This window comes from Streptomyces sp. NPDC002838 (assembly GCF_040295365.1).
GTDB lineage: Bacteria > Actinomycetota > Actinomycetes > Streptomycetales > Streptomycetaceae > Streptomyces.
The window spans coordinates 20,360-38,140 of record NZ_JBEOVF010000079.1 but is presented as its reverse complement, the minus strand read 5'-3'; the positions used below and the strand labels follow the sequence as shown (position 1 = coordinate 38,140).

14 protein-coding genes, 1 tRNA gene and 4 pseudogenes are annotated in these 17,781 nt (G+C 70.9%); 11 read left to right on the top strand and 8 right to left on the bottom strand.

Features of this window, described 5'->3' with window-relative positions; genetic code table 11:
- Positions 1-385: 385 nt before the first annotated feature.
- The 3 genes and pseudogenes from ABT063_RS47605 (at position 386) to ABT063_RS52530 (ending at position 1,640) form a co-directional block, all read left to right on the top strand.
- Positions 386-514, top strand: coding sequence for a hypothetical protein (locus ABT063_RS47605; protein ID WP_351067617.1), 129 nt, complete (start codon positions 386-388; stop codon positions 512-514).
- A 121-nt stretch (positions 515-635) separates the two neighbouring features.
- Positions 636-1,049 (top strand): annotated as a pseudogene (locus ABT063_RS52535) (helix-turn-helix domain-containing protein); the annotation flags it as partial.
- 6 nt (positions 1,050-1,055) lie between these two features.
- Positions 1,056-1,640, top strand: a complete 585-nt coding sequence (locus ABT063_RS52530; protein WP_502991032.1) for an MmyB family transcriptional regulator — start codon at positions 1,056-1,058, stop codon at positions 1,638-1,640.
- An 88-nt stretch (positions 1,641-1,728) separates the two neighbouring features.
- On the opposite strand, the pseudogene ABT063_RS47595 reads toward ABT063_RS52530, so the two are convergent.
- The 5 genes and pseudogenes from ABT063_RS47595 to ABT063_RS47575 form a co-directional block, all read right to left on the bottom strand.
- Positions 1,729-1,881: pseudogene (locus ABT063_RS47595) on the bottom strand (helix-turn-helix domain-containing protein); the annotation flags it as partial.
- 470 nt (positions 1,882-2,351) lie between these two features.
- Positions 2,352-3,389, bottom strand: a complete 1,038-nt coding sequence (locus ABT063_RS47590; RefSeq protein WP_351067613.1) for an endonuclease/exonuclease/phosphatase family protein — start codon at positions 3,387-3,389, stop codon at positions 2,352-2,354.
- A 719-nt stretch (positions 3,390-4,108) separates the two neighbouring features.
- The gene (locus ABT063_RS47585; RefSeq protein ID WP_351067610.1) at positions 4,109-4,336 is read right to left on the bottom strand and encodes a hypothetical protein; all 228 of its coding nucleotides are present in this window, start codon (positions 4,334-4,336) and stop codon (positions 4,109-4,111) included.
- A complete protein-coding gene (locus tag ABT063_RS47580) occupies positions 4,288-4,644 on the bottom strand; it encodes an ATP-binding cassette domain-containing protein (protein WP_351067623.1) in 357 nt (118 codons plus the stop codon). Before ABT063_RS47580 ends, ABT063_RS47585 begins: the two co-directional genes overlap by 49 nt.
- A gap of 35 nt (positions 4,645-4,679) precedes the next feature.
- Entirely contained in the window at positions 4,680-4,829 is a 150-nt protein-coding gene (locus ABT063_RS47575) for an ATP-binding cassette domain-containing protein (protein ID WP_351067607.1), read from the bottom strand.
- A 156-nt stretch (positions 4,830-4,985) separates the two neighbouring features.
- Here ABT063_RS47575 and ABT063_RS47570 point away from each other — a divergent pair.
- The 4 genes and pseudogenes from ABT063_RS47570 to ABT063_RS47555 all read left to right on the top strand — a co-directional run.
- Positions 4,986-5,156: pseudogene (locus tag ABT063_RS47570) on the top strand (four-helix bundle copper-binding protein); the annotation flags it as partial.
- Positions 5,157-6,053: 897 nt separating this feature from the next.
- Positions 6,054-6,317, top strand: a complete 264-nt coding sequence (locus ABT063_RS47565) for a hypothetical protein (protein ID WP_351067605.1) — start codon at positions 6,054-6,056, stop codon at positions 6,315-6,317.
- A gap of 173 nt (positions 6,318-6,490) precedes the next feature.
- Positions 6,491-7,789 carry an L-seryl-tRNA(Sec) selenium transferase gene (gene selA, locus ABT063_RS47560; protein ID WP_351067621.1) on the top strand — a complete coding sequence of 433 codons (1,299 nt, stop codon included), beginning with the start codon at positions 6,491-6,493 and terminating at the stop codon, positions 7,787-7,789.
- A 5-nt stretch (positions 7,790-7,794) separates the two neighbouring features.
- Positions 7,795-9,579, top strand: a pseudogene (locus tag ABT063_RS47555) (SelB domain-containing protein); the annotation flags it as partial.
- A gap of 35 nt (positions 9,580-9,614) precedes the next feature.
- On the opposite strand, the gene ABT063_RS47550 reads toward ABT063_RS47555, so the two are convergent.
- Positions 9,615-9,707 (bottom strand) — tRNA-Sec (locus ABT063_RS47550).
- A 184-nt stretch (positions 9,708-9,891) separates the two neighbouring features.
- On the opposite strand from ABT063_RS47550, the gene selD reads away from it, so the two are divergent.
- Positions 9,892-10,917, top strand: coding sequence for a selenide, water dikinase SelD (gene selD, locus ABT063_RS47545; protein ID WP_351067604.1), 1,026 nt, complete (start codon positions 9,892-9,894; stop codon positions 10,915-10,917).
- A 21-nt stretch (positions 10,918-10,938) separates the two neighbouring features.
- On the opposite strand, the gene fdh is transcribed toward selD, so the two are convergent.
- Together fdh and ABT063_RS47535 are read right to left on the bottom strand one after the other, a co-directional pair.
- Positions 10,939-14,199 carry a formate dehydrogenase gene (fdh, locus tag ABT063_RS47540; protein WP_351067602.1) on the bottom strand — a complete coding sequence of 1,087 codons (3,261 nt, stop codon included), beginning with the start codon at positions 14,197-14,199 and terminating at the stop codon, positions 10,939-10,941.
- A 74-nt stretch (positions 14,200-14,273) separates the two neighbouring features.
- Positions 14,274-14,660: a hypothetical protein gene (locus tag ABT063_RS47535; protein WP_351067600.1), complete on the bottom strand. Its 387-nt coding sequence runs from the start codon at positions 14,658-14,660 to the stop codon at positions 14,274-14,276.
- A gap of 429 nt (positions 14,661-15,089) precedes the next feature.
- Between ABT063_RS47535 and coxB the strand changes: the two genes are divergently transcribed.
- Genes coxB through ABT063_RS47520 form a run of 3 tightly spaced genes read left to right on the top strand, consistent with a single transcriptional unit; the run spans position 15,090 to position 17,775 of the window.
- Positions 15,090-15,746, top strand: coding sequence for a cytochrome c oxidase subunit II (gene coxB / locus ABT063_RS47530; RefSeq protein WP_351067597.1), 657 nt, complete (start codon positions 15,090-15,092; stop codon positions 15,744-15,746).
- Positions 15,743-17,419, top strand: coding sequence for a cytochrome c oxidase subunit I (locus ABT063_RS47525; protein ID WP_351067595.1), 1,677 nt, complete (start codon positions 15,743-15,745; stop codon positions 17,417-17,419). The genes coxB and ABT063_RS47525 overlap by 4 nt, the downstream gene beginning before the upstream one ends.
- Positions 17,416-17,775, top strand: coding sequence for a hypothetical protein (locus ABT063_RS47520; RefSeq protein WP_351067594.1), 360 nt, complete (start codon positions 17,416-17,418; stop codon positions 17,773-17,775). Before ABT063_RS47525 ends, ABT063_RS47520 begins: the two co-directional genes overlap by 4 nt.
- Positions 17,776-17,781 lie beyond the last annotated feature (6 nt).

Here is a 17,781-nt window from a genome sequence, read left to right as displayed (position 1 = left end):
GAGCTACCTCGCCGGCCTCCACCTCCGCGCCTCCATCATCTGGATCAACGATCTTCTGAAGGCAACCGGCTGATCACAACATCACACAGGCCCTAGTTGGAAGGCCGACCGAGTCCGGTAAAGGGTGGGGAGTAGTGGGTCGCGGCCTGTCGCAGAGGCGATGCAGGGCTGCTGGTGGGCGGACGGGCGTAGGCCCGCCACCAAGGCGGGACCGGCGGTGGGTTTCGCGACCCCGGGCATCGGCCTGCGCCGAAGCGTAGGCTCCAAGACCTAACCGTCACGGTGCGGCCTCGTGGGCGCCAGGGCGTTTCAGGGGGCGCTCGCAGCAGTTGGACAGCGCCTTCCATCACCCGCACGCCGCAGCTGGGCCAACCGCTGTCCGTCGATGAGTCTCGAGATGCTCGCCGGAGAGGCGACCGAAGGACTGCGCGTGGCCGATCAGGTCGACATCAGCCGACTGCCCGGCCGGAAGCGGCAGTTCACCTTCGGAGCCGCGACGCCGCCGCCGTCCTGATGCACCTGCTCAGCGTCGAAGACCTTGCTCCCGAGGACCTCTTCCGCAGTCCTCTGGCCCGGGACATGGGCCAGGGCCTGCAGCAGCGGGTGTGCGAGCCCCACCTTCCGCCGCCGGGTCGATGCCCTCCCCGAGCGCCTCCAGCTCGCCTGAGTGCCTGGTTGCACTCTGGGCCAAGTCGCCGCAGGAAGCACGGCTCACAACCGGGCGAGGCCGTGACGCCTCCATGCCGGCCCGTAGCAGGGCGAGCACGGCGCCCCCGTACGTGCGGGATCGGTCCCAGACGGGAAGTAGCCGGTGGGCAGCCAGCAACCCGGGAGGGTCACCCTTCGGGCCAGGGCGAGCGACAACGTCCTGGGGGGTATTCCTGAAGGCCCGGCGTGGACGGGTCCCGCCCTCGCACGCAGCGCCGCGACCCGCTCCCGGCCGGCGCCGGGTCGCGGGGCTCCGCAGGGACGAGCCGGCCCGACTGGCCGGTATCAGCGAGCCGTACCTGATCCGGCTGGAACAGGGCGTCGACCGGCACCCGTCACCGCAGGTCGTGCGGGCGCTCGCGCGGGCGCTGGAGCTGGACGCCGACGCCACGGCGCACCTGTTCGCGCTCGCCGTCCCGGATCCCATGCGGCCTTCGGAGACCGAGGTCACCGCGCACGTGCACCAGCTGCTCGACGCATGGGTGGACAGCCCGGCGTACGTGCGCAACCGGCGCTTCGACGTACTGGCCGCCAACAAGCGGGCCCGCGCACTCGCCCCGATGTATGGAACCGGGCACAACCTGGCCTGGGACATGTTCCTCGACCCAGGGACCCGTCGGCTGTCCCCGGACTGGCCGGAGATCGCAGCGCAGACCGCTGCGGCCCTGCGCGCCGAGGCCGACCCACGCGATCCCAGGACCGCGCGGCTCGTCGCCGAGCTGGAGGCGGACGAGGACTTCCGCCGACCGTGGGCGCGGCACGACGCGCGACCCTCCCGCGACGAGCTCAAACGGTTCGTGCATCCGGTCGTCGGGGAGCTCGCTCTGAGGCGGCAGGCGCTCACCGTCGGCGGAGCCGAGCAGCAAGCGGTCATCGTCTGCCAGGCGGCGCCGGGAAGCCCATCCGCGGACGCCCTCGCTCGGCTTCCCTGACGCACGCACGGCAGCGGTGCCTTTCAGCAGCACGGCCCGCACCCGCAGCTACCCCCGCAGACTGGCCAAATGCGGCTCCGGCTGGTGGCGCGAGCGCCGGCCCCAGGTGATCGACGACGTGGTTGGCCGCGGACTTCGACACTCCGAACAGGGGCGCAAGCTGCCGTAGTATCAGGTTCGTCCGCCAGTACGCGGCGACGAGCAGCACTCGGTCCTCCAGCGGCAGGCTCCACGGAAGCGGCCTTCGCCGTCTGGAACGTCCTGTTCGTCACCCTGCGCCAGCGCCTCGTCCCCACCGAATTGCTGGGGCGTCAACAGCGCCACCGTACCTTCTCCATGGCCGCCCCCATGGGCGCTCTCACGGGCGGAGCGGTCGCCGACGGCTTCGGCCTGCGCGCACCCCTGTGGATGGCCGCAGAACCGACGACTAGAGCAAGGTGACGGAGCCTCAGTGAGCACTGCTTCCGCCGACGTACGACAGATCTGCCGGCCCGTGTTCCAGTACCTTTTCGACCGCCCACCCGCCCTGCACGTCGCCGACCTTCACGGCGAAGAGGTGGGAGGAGTTCCTCGGCCACTTCGAGTGATGGACGGTCGCCCCGGGAACCTGTGGAAGAGCCTTCAGCAGTGCCCGCACCGCTCGAACCCGCGTAGCGTGAGCACTTCCGCTTCTCTGAACCAGCAGCTTGCGCAGATCCGCGGTGCGGGGCCTCATCCGGCGCGCCCCCGCGTGGGCAGTAGCGCCAGTACGGCGATGACCGCCCGGTGGTCGGTGCCCGGCACGGTCCGTTCGCCGACGGAGACGCCCGTCAGGCCGGAGCCGTGCAGGACATGGTCGAGCTGGACCAGGGGCGGTAGGAGGGTCTTGCCGGCGGGCCAGGTGCGGACCCATCCGTGGCCGAGTTCGGCGTGGGTGTCGGTGAGGCCCGACGCGAGCAGCTTGCGCATGGGCGCGTGGTCGAGGGAGGCGTTGAAGTCTCCCAGGAAGACGGTGTCCGGGCCGCGGTGCCGGGCGACGGAGGTGAGGGCGGTCATGTCCCGTGTCCAGCGCTTCGCGTCACCGAGCGGGTAGTAGGTGTGCACGGCCACCAGCCCTACGGTGCGGCCGCCGACTGTCACGTCTGCGGCGGTCTGCGGCCAGGCGGTGTCGGCGTGCAGCGGGCCGCTGTTGGTCAGCGGTGTCCGCGAGTAGATCGAGGAGTCGTGCTCGGGGTGGAGTTCGTGGTAGGGCAGCAGCGCGTCCAGGCCGGCCTTGGCGAGTGCGGCAACGCCGGCGGACGGCAGCTGTTGCACGGCCAGTACGTCGATCCGCTCGGTTTGGACCAGCCGCACCAGCGCATGCGGATCCGCTCGGCCGGCGTCAGCGTTGAGGGTGGCCACGCGTAATTCGGGCGCCCGGGCCGGGGCATGCTGCGAGTGCGGTACGAACCGTGGTACCAGCAGCGCGACTTGAGCTGCCGTGAGAATCGCGACGGCGGTCACTGCCCAGGGCGAGCGCAGAGCGGGAACGGCGAGCATGGCGCTCAGCACGAGTACGCTGAGCGCTGCCGCGTACGGGAAGAGCACGATGGGCACAGCGAGCGGGGTGCCCTCGTCCAGCCCCGTCAGCCGTACGACGAGCAGGACGAACGGCACGGCGAGCATGACGCCACAGCCCAGCAGCCCAAACGGCCGGCCGCGTCGGCCGACCCGGCCGTTTGGCCGACGCCGGTCGGCGGCACGCGGGGTGCCGGCGGCAGTGTCCGTCATCTGTCCTCCACTGAGAAAGGCACGCGCGGCGATCATCCGGGCTCGCGAGAGGGGACGGCAGGTGACGCACGTACGGTTGCAGGTCTGGCGTACTCGGCCGACGCGATGTCGGCGAAGTCCTGGACGAACAGGGCTGGCGGCGCTCGCGTGCCAAACCGGGCAACCCTGGCACCTTGATCATCGGTTCCCAGCAGGTGAAGGCACCCCGCCCTCGTAAGAGGTCACGCAGGGGGCTCACGGGAGTCGCCTCGGGCGGTTGTCCCAGCGATGAGTGTCCAGAATCGTCGGACGAGGCTGCGGACAGTGACCGTGTCCGCAAGGTCCAAGAAGGCATGGCGGTGGGGCGGAGTCCACAGCCGGAGGCCCGGACCCGTGGCATGGCCTGTTCCGGCGGGCGGTGTAACGGTGCCGACGCGCGACTCCGTCGGGAGTTCAGAAGTTCTCGACGAGCTGGGTCGCTGCCCACAGCAGCACCGCCACGGCGGCCAACAGCCCGATCGCCCGGAGGACCCAGCCTTGAATCCTGTGCATCGCGTCCGTCCTCACTTCGAGTCCTGCTTCCCTTCCCTTCTACCCTCTCGACGCAGCGCCCAGCTCTTCACTGCACATCCGAACCACCCCGGATGGCTTCTCCTGCCCCGGGTACTCCGGTCACACGGCGAGTTTGGGTATGTAGCCGGTCGGCCCGGCCCGGCTACGACCATCAGTGTCCGGTCCCGTCAGTCCAGCACCCAGGGCGTGGTTGCGGGGAGTGGGGGCCAAGCGTGTTCTACGGTCGCGTGCGGACTGCGGAAGTCATTCTGTGGCGCGGTGCTGCGGTAGGAGACCGCGAGGTTGCCGAGGGCGTCGAGGCCGATTTCGGCGTGGACCTCGAAGATGTCGGCCAGCCGGGTCGGGGTCAGGACGTCCGCGGGCGGTCCGGCGGCGACCAACTGCCCTTGGTACATGAGGAGTAGCCGGTCGCAGTAGCGGGCGGCCAGGGACAGGTCGTGCAGGGCGACCAGGACCGCTGGGCCATCGCGCGGGCGACGTGGGTGCGTTGGCGCTCCCCGCCGGACAACGACTTCCAGTACCGGTCGGTGAGTTCGGTGAGGCCGGTGCGGGCGAGGGCGGCGGCGATGACGGCCCGGTCGGTTGCGTCGGGGCCGCGCCAGCGGTCCCGGAAGGGGGTGCGGCCGAGACCGACGACGTCGACGACGCGCAGGTCGCTTTCGGTGTCGGTGCCCTGCTCGACGAAGGCGACGTGCCGTCCGATCCGGCGCGTGTCCCAGCCGTGGACCGGCTGGTCGCCTACAGCACGGTCCCGGTCGTCGGAGTCCGCAGCCCGGCCGGGCAGCGCAGCTGGGAGGACTTGCCGGAGCCGTTCGGGCCGATCAGCCCGACCGTCTCCCCGGGAGTGATCTCCAGGGTGACGTCGTGGACGATGGTCCGGCTGGGCACCGACCAGCTCAGCAGCCGACCGCCTTGGGACCCAGCCCGCAGGGCGGAAAAACCGTTTGCCGTGGTCGGTCCGGTGTTACGCCTGACAGCGCGGCACTCGCCGTACGAAGACAATCGTCTGCCTTGGATGCCCTGACGACCACTGTGGTCAAGGAGATGCTCGACACCTACCCCGCCGACCTCGGCCGGGTGGACCGCGACAAGCTCGCCCGCTGCATCGAGGAATGCATCGCCTGCGCGCAGGCGTGTACCGCGTGCGCGGACGCGTGCATGTCGGAGGAGATGGTCGCCGAGCTGACCAAGTGCATCCGCACGAACGCCGACTGCGGCAAGGGCCGTGTCATCGCCGACAGGATCGGCTGGCCGAGATTCCCGCCACTCCACCCTGACCGTCACCGGGGGAGCGAGCGCGGTGAGCCCGGCAGCCGGGAGATGGACATCGCCCGGCAACTGATCGTCGCCCTGAGCATCGGCTGGAAGCCCGAGGACTACCACGACACCTCCGAAGAACGGGTGCGTGAGCTCGTCGACGCCGAACGCCAGGCCAAGGAAGTCGTCGGCGCGGCCGGACCGCCTGAGGCGACCAACGTCATCGACCTGATGGACGTCCTTCAGCGCAGCGTCGAACAGGCAGGCACCAAGGACGGCCGCGCGAGCGGGCTCAAGGGCGCCGACGTGCGCCGGCTGCCGACCCACGGCGACACTAACCGGCCTCGGGGACGGCGGAAGGACTCGAAGCGGCGCTCCGACGAGGACTTGACGTAGCCGAGCAAGAAGCAGCTTTATGAGCGGGCCTCCCACGCAGGGATCCAAGGCCGCTCCAAAATGGACCGCAAGGAGCCCATCAAGGCGCTGTCCGCAGCCTGACAGCCACCGGGCGGATGACACGCCAGACGCGTCGTGCGTGGGATACGTTCCGTGATCAAGCGGGCAACCTGGGGCAGCGGTTCAAGGGACCCTGAAAGGGGTGCGCCGGTGGTCGGGCACGGTTCCAGGCCCGTTCCGCCTGCACCGGAGTCGGGTTCACCACCAGTGAGGCCGAGAGCGTCGTCGACCATCCGGTGGGCCGTCGTGTCGCGATGACGCTGATGCTGCTCGGCAGCGTGGACACCGCCTCCGTCGTTGCCGCGCTGCTGCTGTCCTTCGCGGGCCTGCGCGACCGACGCGCAGAGCTGCAACAGCTCGCCGTCAACGCCGGCGGAACTACACCTGTCGGACCACTGGATGGTCGGCGAGATCCGCATCGGCGAGGAGGACTGGGACACCCTCGCCGACCTCGACGCCCGCCGCCGGGACCACACCCGAGAGCAGGCGCGTGGCGAGGGCGCACACGGTTCAGCCGCACGCCGCAGGAGCGGGAACGGCTCGACCGCGACGACCGAGCCGGCCTTGCCGGGCCGGACGGCACTCCGCCTCACAGGTCGGCGGCCGCTCCCCGGTGAGAGCAGGTACCCGGGTACCAGACCGCGACCGCTGGGCGTGTCGTGACGCCGGCACGGGGCACTGAGAGACGATGGGCGTTCCTCGGGCAGCCACGAGATCGGGTGGAGAGGGAGGGGCTGCGTGGACCAGCGGGTTACCACAGACGGCACCGCGAAAGGGGCCGGCGCGACTCAGTCCGGCTCGATCGGCCCCTGCCTGGGGCGTGTGGCGTGACGGACATGCGACGGCGGATTCCCCGTACCGATGGGCTGCTGGTTGATTCGCGCCTGGTTGATGCGGCACACCGACTGGGATCCGGGACGGTGAAGACGGCTGTGCGGCAGGCCCAGGAGCAGGCGAGGGCCGGGGCCATCGCGCCGGAAGAGGTGGCGGACATGGCGGTCGCCCTGCTGCCGCGCACGGTCGGCGGGCTGCGGCCGGTCATCAACGCCACCGGGGTGGTGCTCCACACCAACCTCGGCCGGGCGTCGTTGTCGGCTGCGGCCCGGCAGGCGGTGCAGGAGGCGGCCGGGCCCACGGACGTCGAGCTGGACCTGAGCACCGGAGTCCGGGCCCGACGCGGGCGGACCGCCCTGGCCGCACTGCGTGAGCGGGTGCCGTCGGCCGCTGCCGCGCACGTCGTGAACAACGGTGCCGCCGCACTCGTCCTGGTGGCGACCGCGCTCGCCGCCGGAAAGGACATCGTCATCAGCCGGGGGGAGATGGTGGAGATCGGGGACGGCTTCCGCCTGCCGGACCTGCTGGTGTCCACCGGAGCCCGGCTGCGCGAGGTGGGAACCACCAACCGCACCACCGTCGCCGACTACGCCGCCGCGATCGGCCCGGAGACGGCGTTCGTGCTGAAGGTGCACCCCTCCAACTTCCGCATCACCGGGTTCACCCGTGCCACCGACGCCGGGGAACTGGCGGCTCTCGGCGTTCCGGTGGTCGTCGACATCGGCTCCGGGCTGCTCGCACCTCATCCCTTGCTGCCGGACGAGCCCGACGCCGAGACCGAGCTCCGGGCCGGAGCGTCGCTCGTCACCGCGAGCGGCGACAAACTGCTCGGCGGACCGCAGTGCGGACTGCTCCTCGGAGAGGAAGAACTGGTGCGGACCGTGTCCCGGCATCCCCTCGCCCGGGCGTTGCGCGTGGACAAGCTGACCCTGGCCGCGTTGGAGGCGACGCTGACCGGGCCCGAGACCCCGACCGCCGCGGCGATGGCCGCCGACCCGGCACGGCTCGTCGACCGTGCCGAGCGGCTCGCCTGCGCTCTGGGCGCCGACGGCATCGATGTCCGGGCCGTCGAGAGCGCCGCGACGGTGGGCGGTGGAGGTGCCCCGGGTGTGACGCTGCCCAGCGCCGCACTGTCGCTGCCCGAGCGGTACGCCGCCGCCCTGCGGACCGGTCCGGTCCCCGTGGTGGGGCGGCTGGAGGCGGGCCGGTGTCTGCTCGACCTGCGGGCGGTGCCACCGGAGGACGACGAGCGGCTGGCCGAGGCCGTGCGGTCGGTCACGGATCCGTCGTCGGAAAGGTAGGCGCCATGCGGGTACTGGCCACCGCCGGGCACGTCGACCATGGCAAGTCCGCCCTGGTGCGGGCACTGACCGGAATGGAACCCGACCGTTTCGAGGAGGAGCGGCGCCGGGGTCTGACCCTCGACCTCGGATTCGTATGGACCCGACTGCACCCGGACGGTACCCCGGGTGGCACCCCGGCCGGGACCGGCGGCACCGGCGGAGAGCACCTCGCCTTCGTGGACGTGCCCGGACACGAGCGGTTCGTCGCCACCATGCTGGCCGGCGTCGGGCCCGTGCCCGCCGTGCTGTTCGTGGTGGCCGCCGACCAGGGCTGGCAGCCGCAGTCGCAGGAGCACCTGGAGATCCTGGACGCGCTCGGGGTGCGGCACGCTGTGCTCGCGGTGACCCGCAGCGACCTGGCGGACCCCGAGCCCGTGCGTGCCGACGCCGTCGAGCGCATGGCCGCCACGTGCCTCGGCGCCGTGCCGTCCGTCGCGGTGAGCGCGGTGACCGGTGCCGGACTCGACGCACTGCGCCGGGAATTGGTCCAGTTGGGCCGCACGCTGCCCGTTCCGCCCGCCGACGCGGACGTACGGCTGTGGCTGGACCGTGCCTTCACCGTGCGCGGTCACGGCACGGTCGTCACGGGCACCCTGGGGGCGGGCACCCTGCGCGTCGGCGACCGGCTGGTGGCGGGGAACGGGACGACCTCCCTCCGGGTGCGCGGACTGCAGTGCCTGCACGAGGACCGGCCGGCCGTCAGCGGGGTGACGCGCGTGGCGGTCAACGTGCACGGCCCCTCCGACGGTGCTCTGAGCCGGGGGCAGGTGCTGCTCACGCCGGACCGCTGGCTGCTCACCGGCCTGATCGACGTCCGGGTCTTCGGAGCGCCGGTCGAGGACCTGCCCCGGACGGTCACCCTGCACATCGGCACTGCCGCGGTGCCGGTGACCGTCCGCCCGTTCGGCGCGGACACGGCCAGGCTGACCCTGGCCCGGAAGCTTCCCCTGCGGGTGGGCGACCGGGCCGTCCTGCGGGAACCGGGCGGGCGGCGCACGCCGTGCGGGGTGACCGTCCTGGACGTACGACCGCCCCGGCTGACCCGGCGAGGGGCGGCCCGGGCCAGGGCGACCGAATTGGCGGACATGAACGGCCGGCCGGACGGAGCGGCGGAACTGCGGCGGCGCAGGCTTGTCCGCCGCTCGGAGCTGGAGGCCATGGGCGTGCCCGCCCCCACCGCGCCGGTGGCCGGGGACTGGCTGGCCGACGCGGGCCACTGGGCCGCACTGCGGGACCGTCTGGAGGCCGAGGTCGAACGCCATGCGGCACAGCACCCGCTGGAGCCGGGCCTGCCCACGGAGGCGGCCCGCCGCGTGCTCGGCCTGCCCGACCGGTCCCTGGTCGACGTCCTCGCCGGGACATCGGGAAAAGTGCACGGCAGCCAGGGGCGGTTGTACGGCCCCGGAGACACCCGGCGCACCCTGCCGCGGCCGGTCCAGGCGGCTGTCGACGCCGTACGGCGAGAGCTGGTACGAACACCGTTCCGCGCCCCGGAGGCGGACCGGCTGACCGAACTGGGGCTTACCCGGAAGACCTTGGCCGCCGCGGTCGCAGCGGGCGCGCTGCTGAGGGTCGGCGACGGGATCGTGCTGCTTCCGGGAGCGGACGCCCGAGCCGCCGCCGTGCTCCGCGCGATTCCGCAGCCGTTCACGCTGAGCGAGGCGCGCCGGGCTCTCGACACCACGCGCCGGGTGGCCGTGCCGCTGCTGGAGTTCCTGGACACCCAGGGATACACCGAACGCGTGGACGACCAGCGTCGGCGCTGCCGGGCCGGTGCGGAGAGCGGAGGCGGACGGGAATCGAACCCGCCTGCCCGAGATCCTCGGACACCTCGGTTTTGAAGACCGGGAGGGCCACCAGGCACCCACACGCCTCCATCGCCCGCCCAGGCTACCGGAGGGCCGGGGCACCACCGGCGGCCGCCACAGCGCGTCGCTTCAGCACGGCCCCGAGCGGCCGGACGGCGGGTGGTGCGTTCGATCCGCCGTCCGGCGGTACTCAGTCCGCCTCAGCCCTCCTCATTCCCCCGCGGCGGGCCGCCATCGACCGAGAGGACCGTCATGACCACCACACGTGAAACTTCCGTACGTCTCACCCAGTTCGCCCACGGCGGCGGCTGTGCCTGCAAGATCCCGCCCGGTGAACTGGAGGACGTGCTCACCGGACTGGCCAGGCCGCAGACGACCGCGGGCGACAGCACGCTCCTCGTCGGGCTGGCCACCGGCGACGACGCCGCCGTCGTCACCCTGCCCGCTCGGGACGGCGAGCCGGTCCAGGCGGTGGTGTCCACCGCGGACTTCTTCACCCCAGTCGTGGACGACCCGTACGACTGGGGACGCATCGCCGCGGCCAACGCCCTTTCGGACGTGTACGCGATGGGCGGCCGCCCGGTGCTCGCCGTCAATCTCCTGGCCTGGCCGCGGGGTGTGCTGCCCTTCGACCTGGCCCGCGACGTGCTGCGCGGCGGGCTCGACATCGCAGCCGAGGCGGGCTGCCACGTGGGCGGTGGGCACAGCGTGGACGATCCCGAACCCAAGTACGGCATGGCCGTCACCGGTCTGGCCGATCCGGCGCGCCTGCTGCGCAACGACACGGGCCGGCCGGGCTTGCCGTTCTCCCTCACCAAGCCCCTCGGCCTGGGGGTGCTGAACAACCGTCACAAGGCCACCGGCGAACGATTCGAGCAGGCGGTGGCCACCATGGTGGCGCTCAACCGGGACGCGTCGGCCGCGGCCTTGCACGCCGGTGCGACCTGCGCCACCGACATCACCGGCTTCGGCTTCCTCGGCCACCTGCACAAGCTGGCGCGGGCCTCGGGCGTGACCGCGGTGGTCGACACCGCCGCCGTGCCGTACCTCGACGGGGCACGGGAGGCGGTCCGGGACGGGTACGTCAGCGGCGGCACCCGGCGGAACCTGGAATGGGTGGCGCCGTTCACCGACTTCGGGGACACGGACGCCGACACCCGGCTGCTCCTGGCCGACGCCCAGACCTCCGGTGGCTTGCTCGTGGCAGGGGAGGTGCCCGGAGCACCTGTGGTGGGAGAACTGGTCCCGAAGGGGCAGCACTCCGTCGTCCTGAGGTGAGCCCACTCCGGCGCGAGAAGCTCAGGGCTCCGTACCGGTGCGGTCGTCGATGCCCGCCCGCGTCCGGTAGGCCAGCACCAGTTCAGGGGCGGCCGGGCCCCTGGGCCGGCGTCCCGGCCGGATGTCGACGGCGAATGCCTTTGTCTCCTGGATGTGGGTATTGGGGTCGAGAGACATGTGCAACAGCTCGTTGGCCGCGTCTCCCGTGCTGTAGCCGTTCGGCCCCCAGTGGTAAGGCAGGCCGACCTGGTGCAGCGTGCGCCCGTGCACGGTCAGGGGTGGTACGCGGTCGGTCACCAGGACCCGCGCCTCGATCACCCCGCGGGCGCTGACGATCATCGCCCAGCCGGTGTGCTCCAGGCCGCGTTCGGCGGCGAGTTCGGGGGAGACCTCGCAGAAGAACTCCGGTTGCAGCTCCGCCAGGTAGGGCTGCCAACGGGACATGCCGCCCGCGGTGTGGTGTTCGGTGAGCCGGTAGGTGGTGGCGACGAACGGGAACACCTCCGAGCCGGGTTCATTGCCGCTGGGCTGGTAGCGGTTGTCCGGGTGGGGTGGCATCAACTGCCGTACCGGGTTGCGCTGCCGGCCGTACAGCAGGTTGGGGAAAGGAGAGTCCTGCGGCTCGTAGTGGGTGGGCAGCGGGCCGTCGGTGAGGCCGGACGGGACGTACAGCCAGGCCTTGCCGTCGGCCTGCATGATGAACGGGTCGGTGCCCGACAGCGCCTCGGGGCCGGTGGCGTCCGGCGGTGGGCGGTGGGAGGGCGACTTGTCGGGGGAGAAGTCGGGGATGTCGTGCCCGGTCCACCGCGCCTGCTCCTCGTCCCACCACACCAGCGCCTTGCGTTCGCTCCACGGCTTGCCGTCCGGGTCGGCCGAGGCGCGGTTGTACAGGACGCGACGGTTGGCGGGCCAGGCCCAGCCCCACTCGCTCGCGATCCAGTCCTGCTGCTCGCCGGGCTTGCGGCGGGCGGCCTGGTTGACGCCGTCGGCGTGGACGCCGCAGTAGATCCAGCAGCCGCAGGCGGTGGAGCCGTCGCCTTTGAGCTGTTCATAGGACGCCAGCGGGTTGCCCTCGGCGTCATAGCCGTTGATCTCGGCGAGGACCGCCTCCGCCTCCGGCTCGGCGTGCTCCCCCTTGGTCGGATAGTCCCACGTCAGATCTAGCACGGGCCGGTCGACCGGGTCGCTCGACCCGGCCAGCTTCTCCCGGATCTTCTGGCCCAGGTGGTACATGAACCACAGGTCGCTGCGTGCCTCCCCGGGCGGTTCGACGGCCTGGTGGTGCCACTGGAGCAGACGCTGGGTGTTGGTGAAGGTGCCGTCCTTCTCGGTGTGCGCGGCGGCCGGCAGGAAGAACACCTCGGTGCCGATGTCCTCGGTGCGCAGCTCACCCGTCTCGATCTCCGGGCCGTCCTTCCACCAGGTGGCCGACTCGATGAGGGAGAAGTCCCGCACGACGAGCCAGTCCAGGTTGGCCATGCCCAGGCGCTGCATCTTGGCGTTGGCGGACCCGACCGCGGGGTTCTCGCCCATGAGGAAGTAGCCCTTGCAGGTTCCTTCGATCTGGGCCATGACCGTCTCGTAGGTGGAGTGGGAGCCGGTCAGGCGCGGCAGGTAGTCGAAGCAGAAGTCGTTCTCCGGGGTGGCGGCCTCGCCCCAGTAGGCCTTGAGCAGGCTGACAAGGTAGGAACGCATGTTGCCCCAGTAACCCTTGCGTGCCGCCTCGGCCTGTACGAAAGTGTCCAGGTCCTGCTTCTGGTGGGCGTGCGGCATCGGAATGTAGCCGGGCAGCAGGTTGAACAGCGTGGGAATGTCCGTCGAGCCCTGGATGGAGGCGTGCCCGCGCAGGGCGAGGATGCCGCCTCCGGGCCGGCCGATGTTGCCGAGCAGGCTCTGCAGGACGGAGGCCGCCCGGATGTACTGGACGCCCACGGTGTGCTGGGTCCACCCGACCGCGTAGGCGAAGGCGGTGGTGCGGTCCCGTCCGGAGTTCTCCGTGACGAGTTCGCACACCTGGCGGAACAGGTCCTGCGGGACGCCGCAGATCTTCTCGACCATCTCGGGCGTGTAGCGGGCGTAGTGCCGCTTGAGGACCTGGAAGACGCAGCGCGGGTGGGTGAGGGTCTCGTCGCGCTCGGGTTCGCCCTCGCCGACCTCGGCGCCGCCCGACCCGTGGGCCTCGCCGCGCGCCGCCTGAGTCACCGAACTGCCGCCGCCGGTGCGCTTCTCGTACTCCTGGTCCCGCTGGCCGGAGACCGCCTGGACTTCCGTACCCTCGTACTGCCAACTGCTGTTGTCGTAGCTGCGTGTATCGGGGTCGAGGCCGGAGAAGACGCCGTCGAGGTCCTCGGTGTCCCGGAAGTCCTCCCGCAGGACGACGGGCCCGTTCGTGTACGCCACGACGTAGTCGCGGAAGTACTTGTCGTGCTGCAGGACGTGCTTGATGATCCCGCCGAGGAAGGCGATGTCCGAGCCCGCGCGCAGCGGCACGTGCACGTCGGCCAGCGCACTGGTGCGGGTGAAACGCGGGTCGATATGGATCACCTTCGCTCCGCGGGCCTTGGCCTCCATCACCCACTGGAACCCGACCGGATGGCACTCGGCCATGTTCGAGCCCTGGATGACGATGCAGTCGGAGTTCTGCAGGTCCTGCTGGAAGGTGGTCGCGCCGCCGCGGCCGAACGAGGTCCCCAGACTGGGAACGGTGGAGGAGTGTCAAACACGCGCCTGGTTCTCGATCTGCACGGCTCCCAGGGCGGTGAACAACTTCTTGATCAGGTAGTTCTCTTCGTTGTCGAGCGTGGCCCCGCCCAGGCTCGCGATGCCGAGCGTACGCCGGGTGCGGGTCTCGTCGACCTCCCACTGCCAGCCGGCCCGGCGCGCCTCGATCACCCGGTCGGCGATCATGTCCATGGCCGTGTCGAGGTCGAGGCGCTCCCATGTGGTGCCGTGGGGACGCCGGTAGAGGACGTGGTGCTCGCGGGCGCTGCCGGTGGTCAACTGGAGGCTGGCGGCGCCCTTGGGGCACAACCGGCCGCGGGAGACGGGGGAGTCGGGGTCGCCCTCGATCTGGGTGACGCGGTCGTCCTCGACGTAGACGTTCTGGCCGCAGCCCACCGCGCAGTACGGGCAGACCGACTTCACCACCCGGTCCGCGGAGGCGACCCGGGGAGTGAGCCGCGCGCTGGGGCCGCTCTTGGCAGCGGCCCCGCGGCCCAGGGGGTCCGTCCCCTTGAGCTGGCGGTAGACCGGCCAGGAGTCGATCCATGTGCGTACGCCCATGAAGTCTGCCCTTTCGGTAGTGCTCGGTGCCGTTTCGGGTGCCCTGCCTTCGTCCGTCCAGTCGGATCGACCGCCTAGTCCGATCGACGCATTCTCGCGGCTTCCTCCGATCGGTTCCCCTGAGACGGCCGGACGTGCGCCGAGCATGTCCCGATCCGGTCGCTCAGCACCGCCACCAGGCCAGCCGTGGCGACCGCCGCCGGCTCCTGTGGCAGATTCTCTCGCAGCTGGGCGGACACGGCATCCTCGGTCGGCCACAGGTGGCGCTGCTCGGCCGGTTCATGACGCCGCAGCTGGACCAGCGGACTGCCCTTTTGAGTACCCGGCACCCTCTGCGGCTGTTTGAGCAGGGCGGTGATGCTGCCGTGGTCGTGCGTGAGCACGGTGGTCAGCTCGTGCATGCCGCCGGGCGCGCGCACCGGCGGGGCAGGCGTCGCGAAGCCGCGCGGCCCGGCACGCATCGGGCGGTCCGCGGCGGCCCGCCTCTTCAACCACTGACGCACCTCCGGCTTCCCTGTCGGGTTCTCCACTGAGTGTGTCGCCGCCGTCGGCGGCCAACCACGAGGAGGCGCCGCGCCTGGCTCCGGCTGGGCATGTGATTCGCCTCCTTTCGCTTGGCGCTGCGGAGTACCCGGCAAGTCGACCTCGAAACGGGTGACTTCGGGCCGTGCAGGTGCGAGGCCCGCATACCCGGGCACTTCGGTCGGCGGTGTGTCTGCTCGCAGACGCTCCGGTCTGCCCCGTAATGTCCGCATGGCCTCGGTCTCGAAGAGTATGACGGCAGTGATCGGATTGGTTGTCGGGGACTTCCGCCAGACGGCAGGGGCCGGGGCGTGCCTGGGCAGAGGCGCCCGAATGGACGCCACCAACCACGGGGAAAGGGTGGCCCAGTGAAGCAACGTCATATCTTCGGCGACGTCTTCGCTCTGGAGTCGATCGTCGCGGGCGTGGTCTTCCTCGTCGTCCTTGCCCTGCTCGGCTACGCGCTTCTCAGGCGGCGGGCAGCGCGGCAGGTGACCGCCTCCGAGCGTGCGGAGCGTCCACGACTGGAGGCCTACTACGTAGGCGCCCTGACCGCGTTCGCCGTGTTCCTGGTGGCGTGGACGGCGTGGCAGAACCACCGGGAACACCAGGCGGCCGAGCGCTCGCCCGTGCGCGTCGACGTCTCCTCGTTCCAGTGGTGCTGGAACTTCAGCTACCCGCAGGCACCCGCGTCGCGCAGTGTCACCGGGACGTGCCGGGGGGACGACCTGCCGACCCTGGTCGTGCCGACCGGCCGTCCCGTGCAACTGCGGCTGACGTCCCGTGACGTCATCCACTCGCTGTGGGTACCGCACCTGCGGTACAAGATGGATGCCTTCCCCAACCACGTGAACACCTTCACCGTGACCCTGGACCGGGAGGGCCGCTGGAGGGGCAAGTGCGCGGAGTTCTGCGGCCTTCGGCACCACACCATGCACTTCTGGATCAAAGCGGTGTCGCCCGAGGAGTACGACCGGTGGCTGCAGGGCGAGCAGGGCGCCGGCGGGCAGGGAGCGGCCGTATGACGGTCTCGTCACCCGCCGCCGAGGAGCACACCGGCGGGCGGCCGGTCCCGCCGAGCGGCTGGCTGGGCTGGGTGACCAGCACCGACCACAAGCGGATCGGGGTGCTGACCGTCGGCACCTCGCTGGTGCTGCTTCTGGCCATGGGCCTCCTCGCCCTGACCATGCGTGCCCAGCTGGCCCAACCGGAGCAGCACGTGGTGAGCACCCAGACCTTCAATCAACTGTTCACCATCCACGGCTCCGGCATGATCTACATGGTCGTCACCCCGTTCGCGATCGGGATGGGCGTGTATCTGGTGCCGTTGCAGATCGGGGCTCCCGGCATCGCCATGCCACGCTTCACGCTGCTGGGCTACTGGCTGTATGCGCTCGGAGCGGTGGTCATGCTGGCGGGTTTCGCGACACCTCTGGGGGCGCACGCCGACGGCTGGTTCTCCTATCCGCCGATGGCCGACAGCATCCACTCGCCGGGCGTGGGATCGGACCTGTGGATCGCGGGAGTGTTCCTGGCGACCACCGGGACCATCATCATGGGCTGGACCGTGTTGTGGACGGTGCTGCGCAAACGGACGCACGGAGTGACGATGCTGCGTCTGCCCGTGTTCTCCTGGTCGATGATCGCCAGCTGCCTGATGGTGATCGGCGCGTTCCCCGCCCTGCTGGCCGCGCTCGTCCTCCTCGCCGTCGGCCGTGCCGACCCGTCGATCTTCAATCAGAACGTGTGGAACATCGGCTACCAGCACCTCTTCTGGTTCTACGGCCACCCCGTGGTGTACGTGATGTTCTTCCCGTTCCTGGCCGCGGTGGCGGAGGTGCTGGCCGTCTTCTCCGGGCGCCGCTTCTTCGGCTACAAGGGCACGGTGCTGTCGCTGCTGGTGTTCGCCGCGCTGTCCATGAGCGTGTGGGGGCACCACATGTTCGCCACCGGCCAGGCGGCCAACGACTACTACTCGCTGACGTCCATCGCCCTGCTCGTCCCCGCGGGCGTGGAGTACTTCGCCATGATCGGCACCATCGTCGGTGGGCGGCTGCGGTTGGCTCCCCCGATGCTGTTCGCCCTGGCCTTCATCCCGCAGTTCCTGATCGGCGGGCTCAGCGGCATCATGGTCGGCACGCCGGTGATCGACTACCACGTGACCGACAGCTACTTCGTCGTGGCGCACCTGCACTACGTGCTGTTCGCGGGCAGCGCCTTCGGGCTCTTCGCCGGGGTGTACTTCTGGTTCCCGAAGGTGACCGGCGTGATGCTGAGCGAGCGCGGTGCCCGGCTGCACTTCTGGCTGCTGGTCATCGGCGCCAACGTGACCTTCCTGCCCATGTTCGCCCTCGGCTATCTCGGCATGCCGCGCCGGATCTCGACGTACGCGTCCTTCGAGGGTTTCGGCTGGCTGAACCTGCTGTCGAGCTGCGGGGCCGCCTTCCTGGCCGCGGCCATGACCGTGTTCGCCGTCAACGTGCTGTGGGCCCTGCGCAAGCGGACTCTGGGGAGCGCCGAGAAGGCCCCGGACGACCCGTGGGGCGGTCACACCCTGGAATGGGCCACCTCATCGCCGCCGCCACGCCTGAACTTCCCCCCGGACCACCCGGTGCCGCCCGTCACCAGTTTCGCTCCGCTGCTGGACCTGCGGCAGAGGCAGAAAGAGGAGGCCGCGGCCGACGGGAGCCGGCCTTGAAGCGGCACCTGTCCTTCGTCGTCGTGGCGGGCTGGGGTGTGCTCAACGGTGTGCTCCTGGCGGTGCTGGCCATCTACGGCGAGAACTCGATGGTGTTCTGGCTGTGGGGCGGCGTCGTCGTTCTGCTGGAGCTGGCCGCCGTGGCCGTGCTCGCCTCCTCCCGTTCCGGGCCCGACCAGCACGTCCGCTACCGGGTGCCGGACCGCGCGGCCGGTGCGGTGGTGCCTGCCGCCTTCGGTTTCCTGCTCGTCGCGCTGGCGTTCGTCTACGGTCTGTGGCTGCTGGCTCTCGCCGGCCCGCTGCTGATCGTGGCGGCGGCTCTCGCGGTGCGCGGTTCGACGGCCCGGGAGGAGTGAACCGGT

Excerpts from the sequence above, each read along its gene's own strand:
- ABT063_RS47525 (WP_351067595.1), top strand. The coding sequence starts at position 15,743 with ATGACGGTCTCGTCACCCGCCGCCGAGGAGCACACCGGCGGGCGGCCG.
- ABT063_RS47585 (WP_351067610.1), bottom strand. The coding sequence starts at position 4,336 with ATGTACCAAGGGCAGTTGGTCGCCGCCGGACCGCCCGCGGACGTCCTG.
- selA (WP_351067621.1), top strand. The coding sequence starts at position 6,491 with ATGCGACGGCGGATTCCCCGTACCGATGGGCTGCTGGTTGATTCGCGC.
- ABT063_RS47565 (WP_351067605.1), top strand. The coding sequence starts at position 6,054 with ATGGTCGGCGAGATCCGCATCGGCGAGGAGGACTGGGACACCCTCGCC.
- selD (WP_351067604.1), top strand. The coding sequence starts at position 9,892 with ATGACCACCACACGTGAAACTTCCGTACGTCTCACCCAGTTCGCCCAC.
- ABT063_RS47535 (WP_351067600.1), bottom strand. The coding sequence starts at position 14,660 with ATGCGTGCCGGGCCGCGCGGCTTCGCGACGCCTGCCCCGCCGGTGCGC.
- ABT063_RS47590 (WP_351067613.1), bottom strand. The coding sequence starts at position 3,389 with ATGACGGACACTGCCGCCGGCACCCCGCGTGCCGCCGACCGGCGTCGG.
- ABT063_RS47605 (WP_351067617.1), top strand. The coding sequence starts at position 386 with ATGAGTCTCGAGATGCTCGCCGGAGAGGCGACCGAAGGACTGCGCGTG.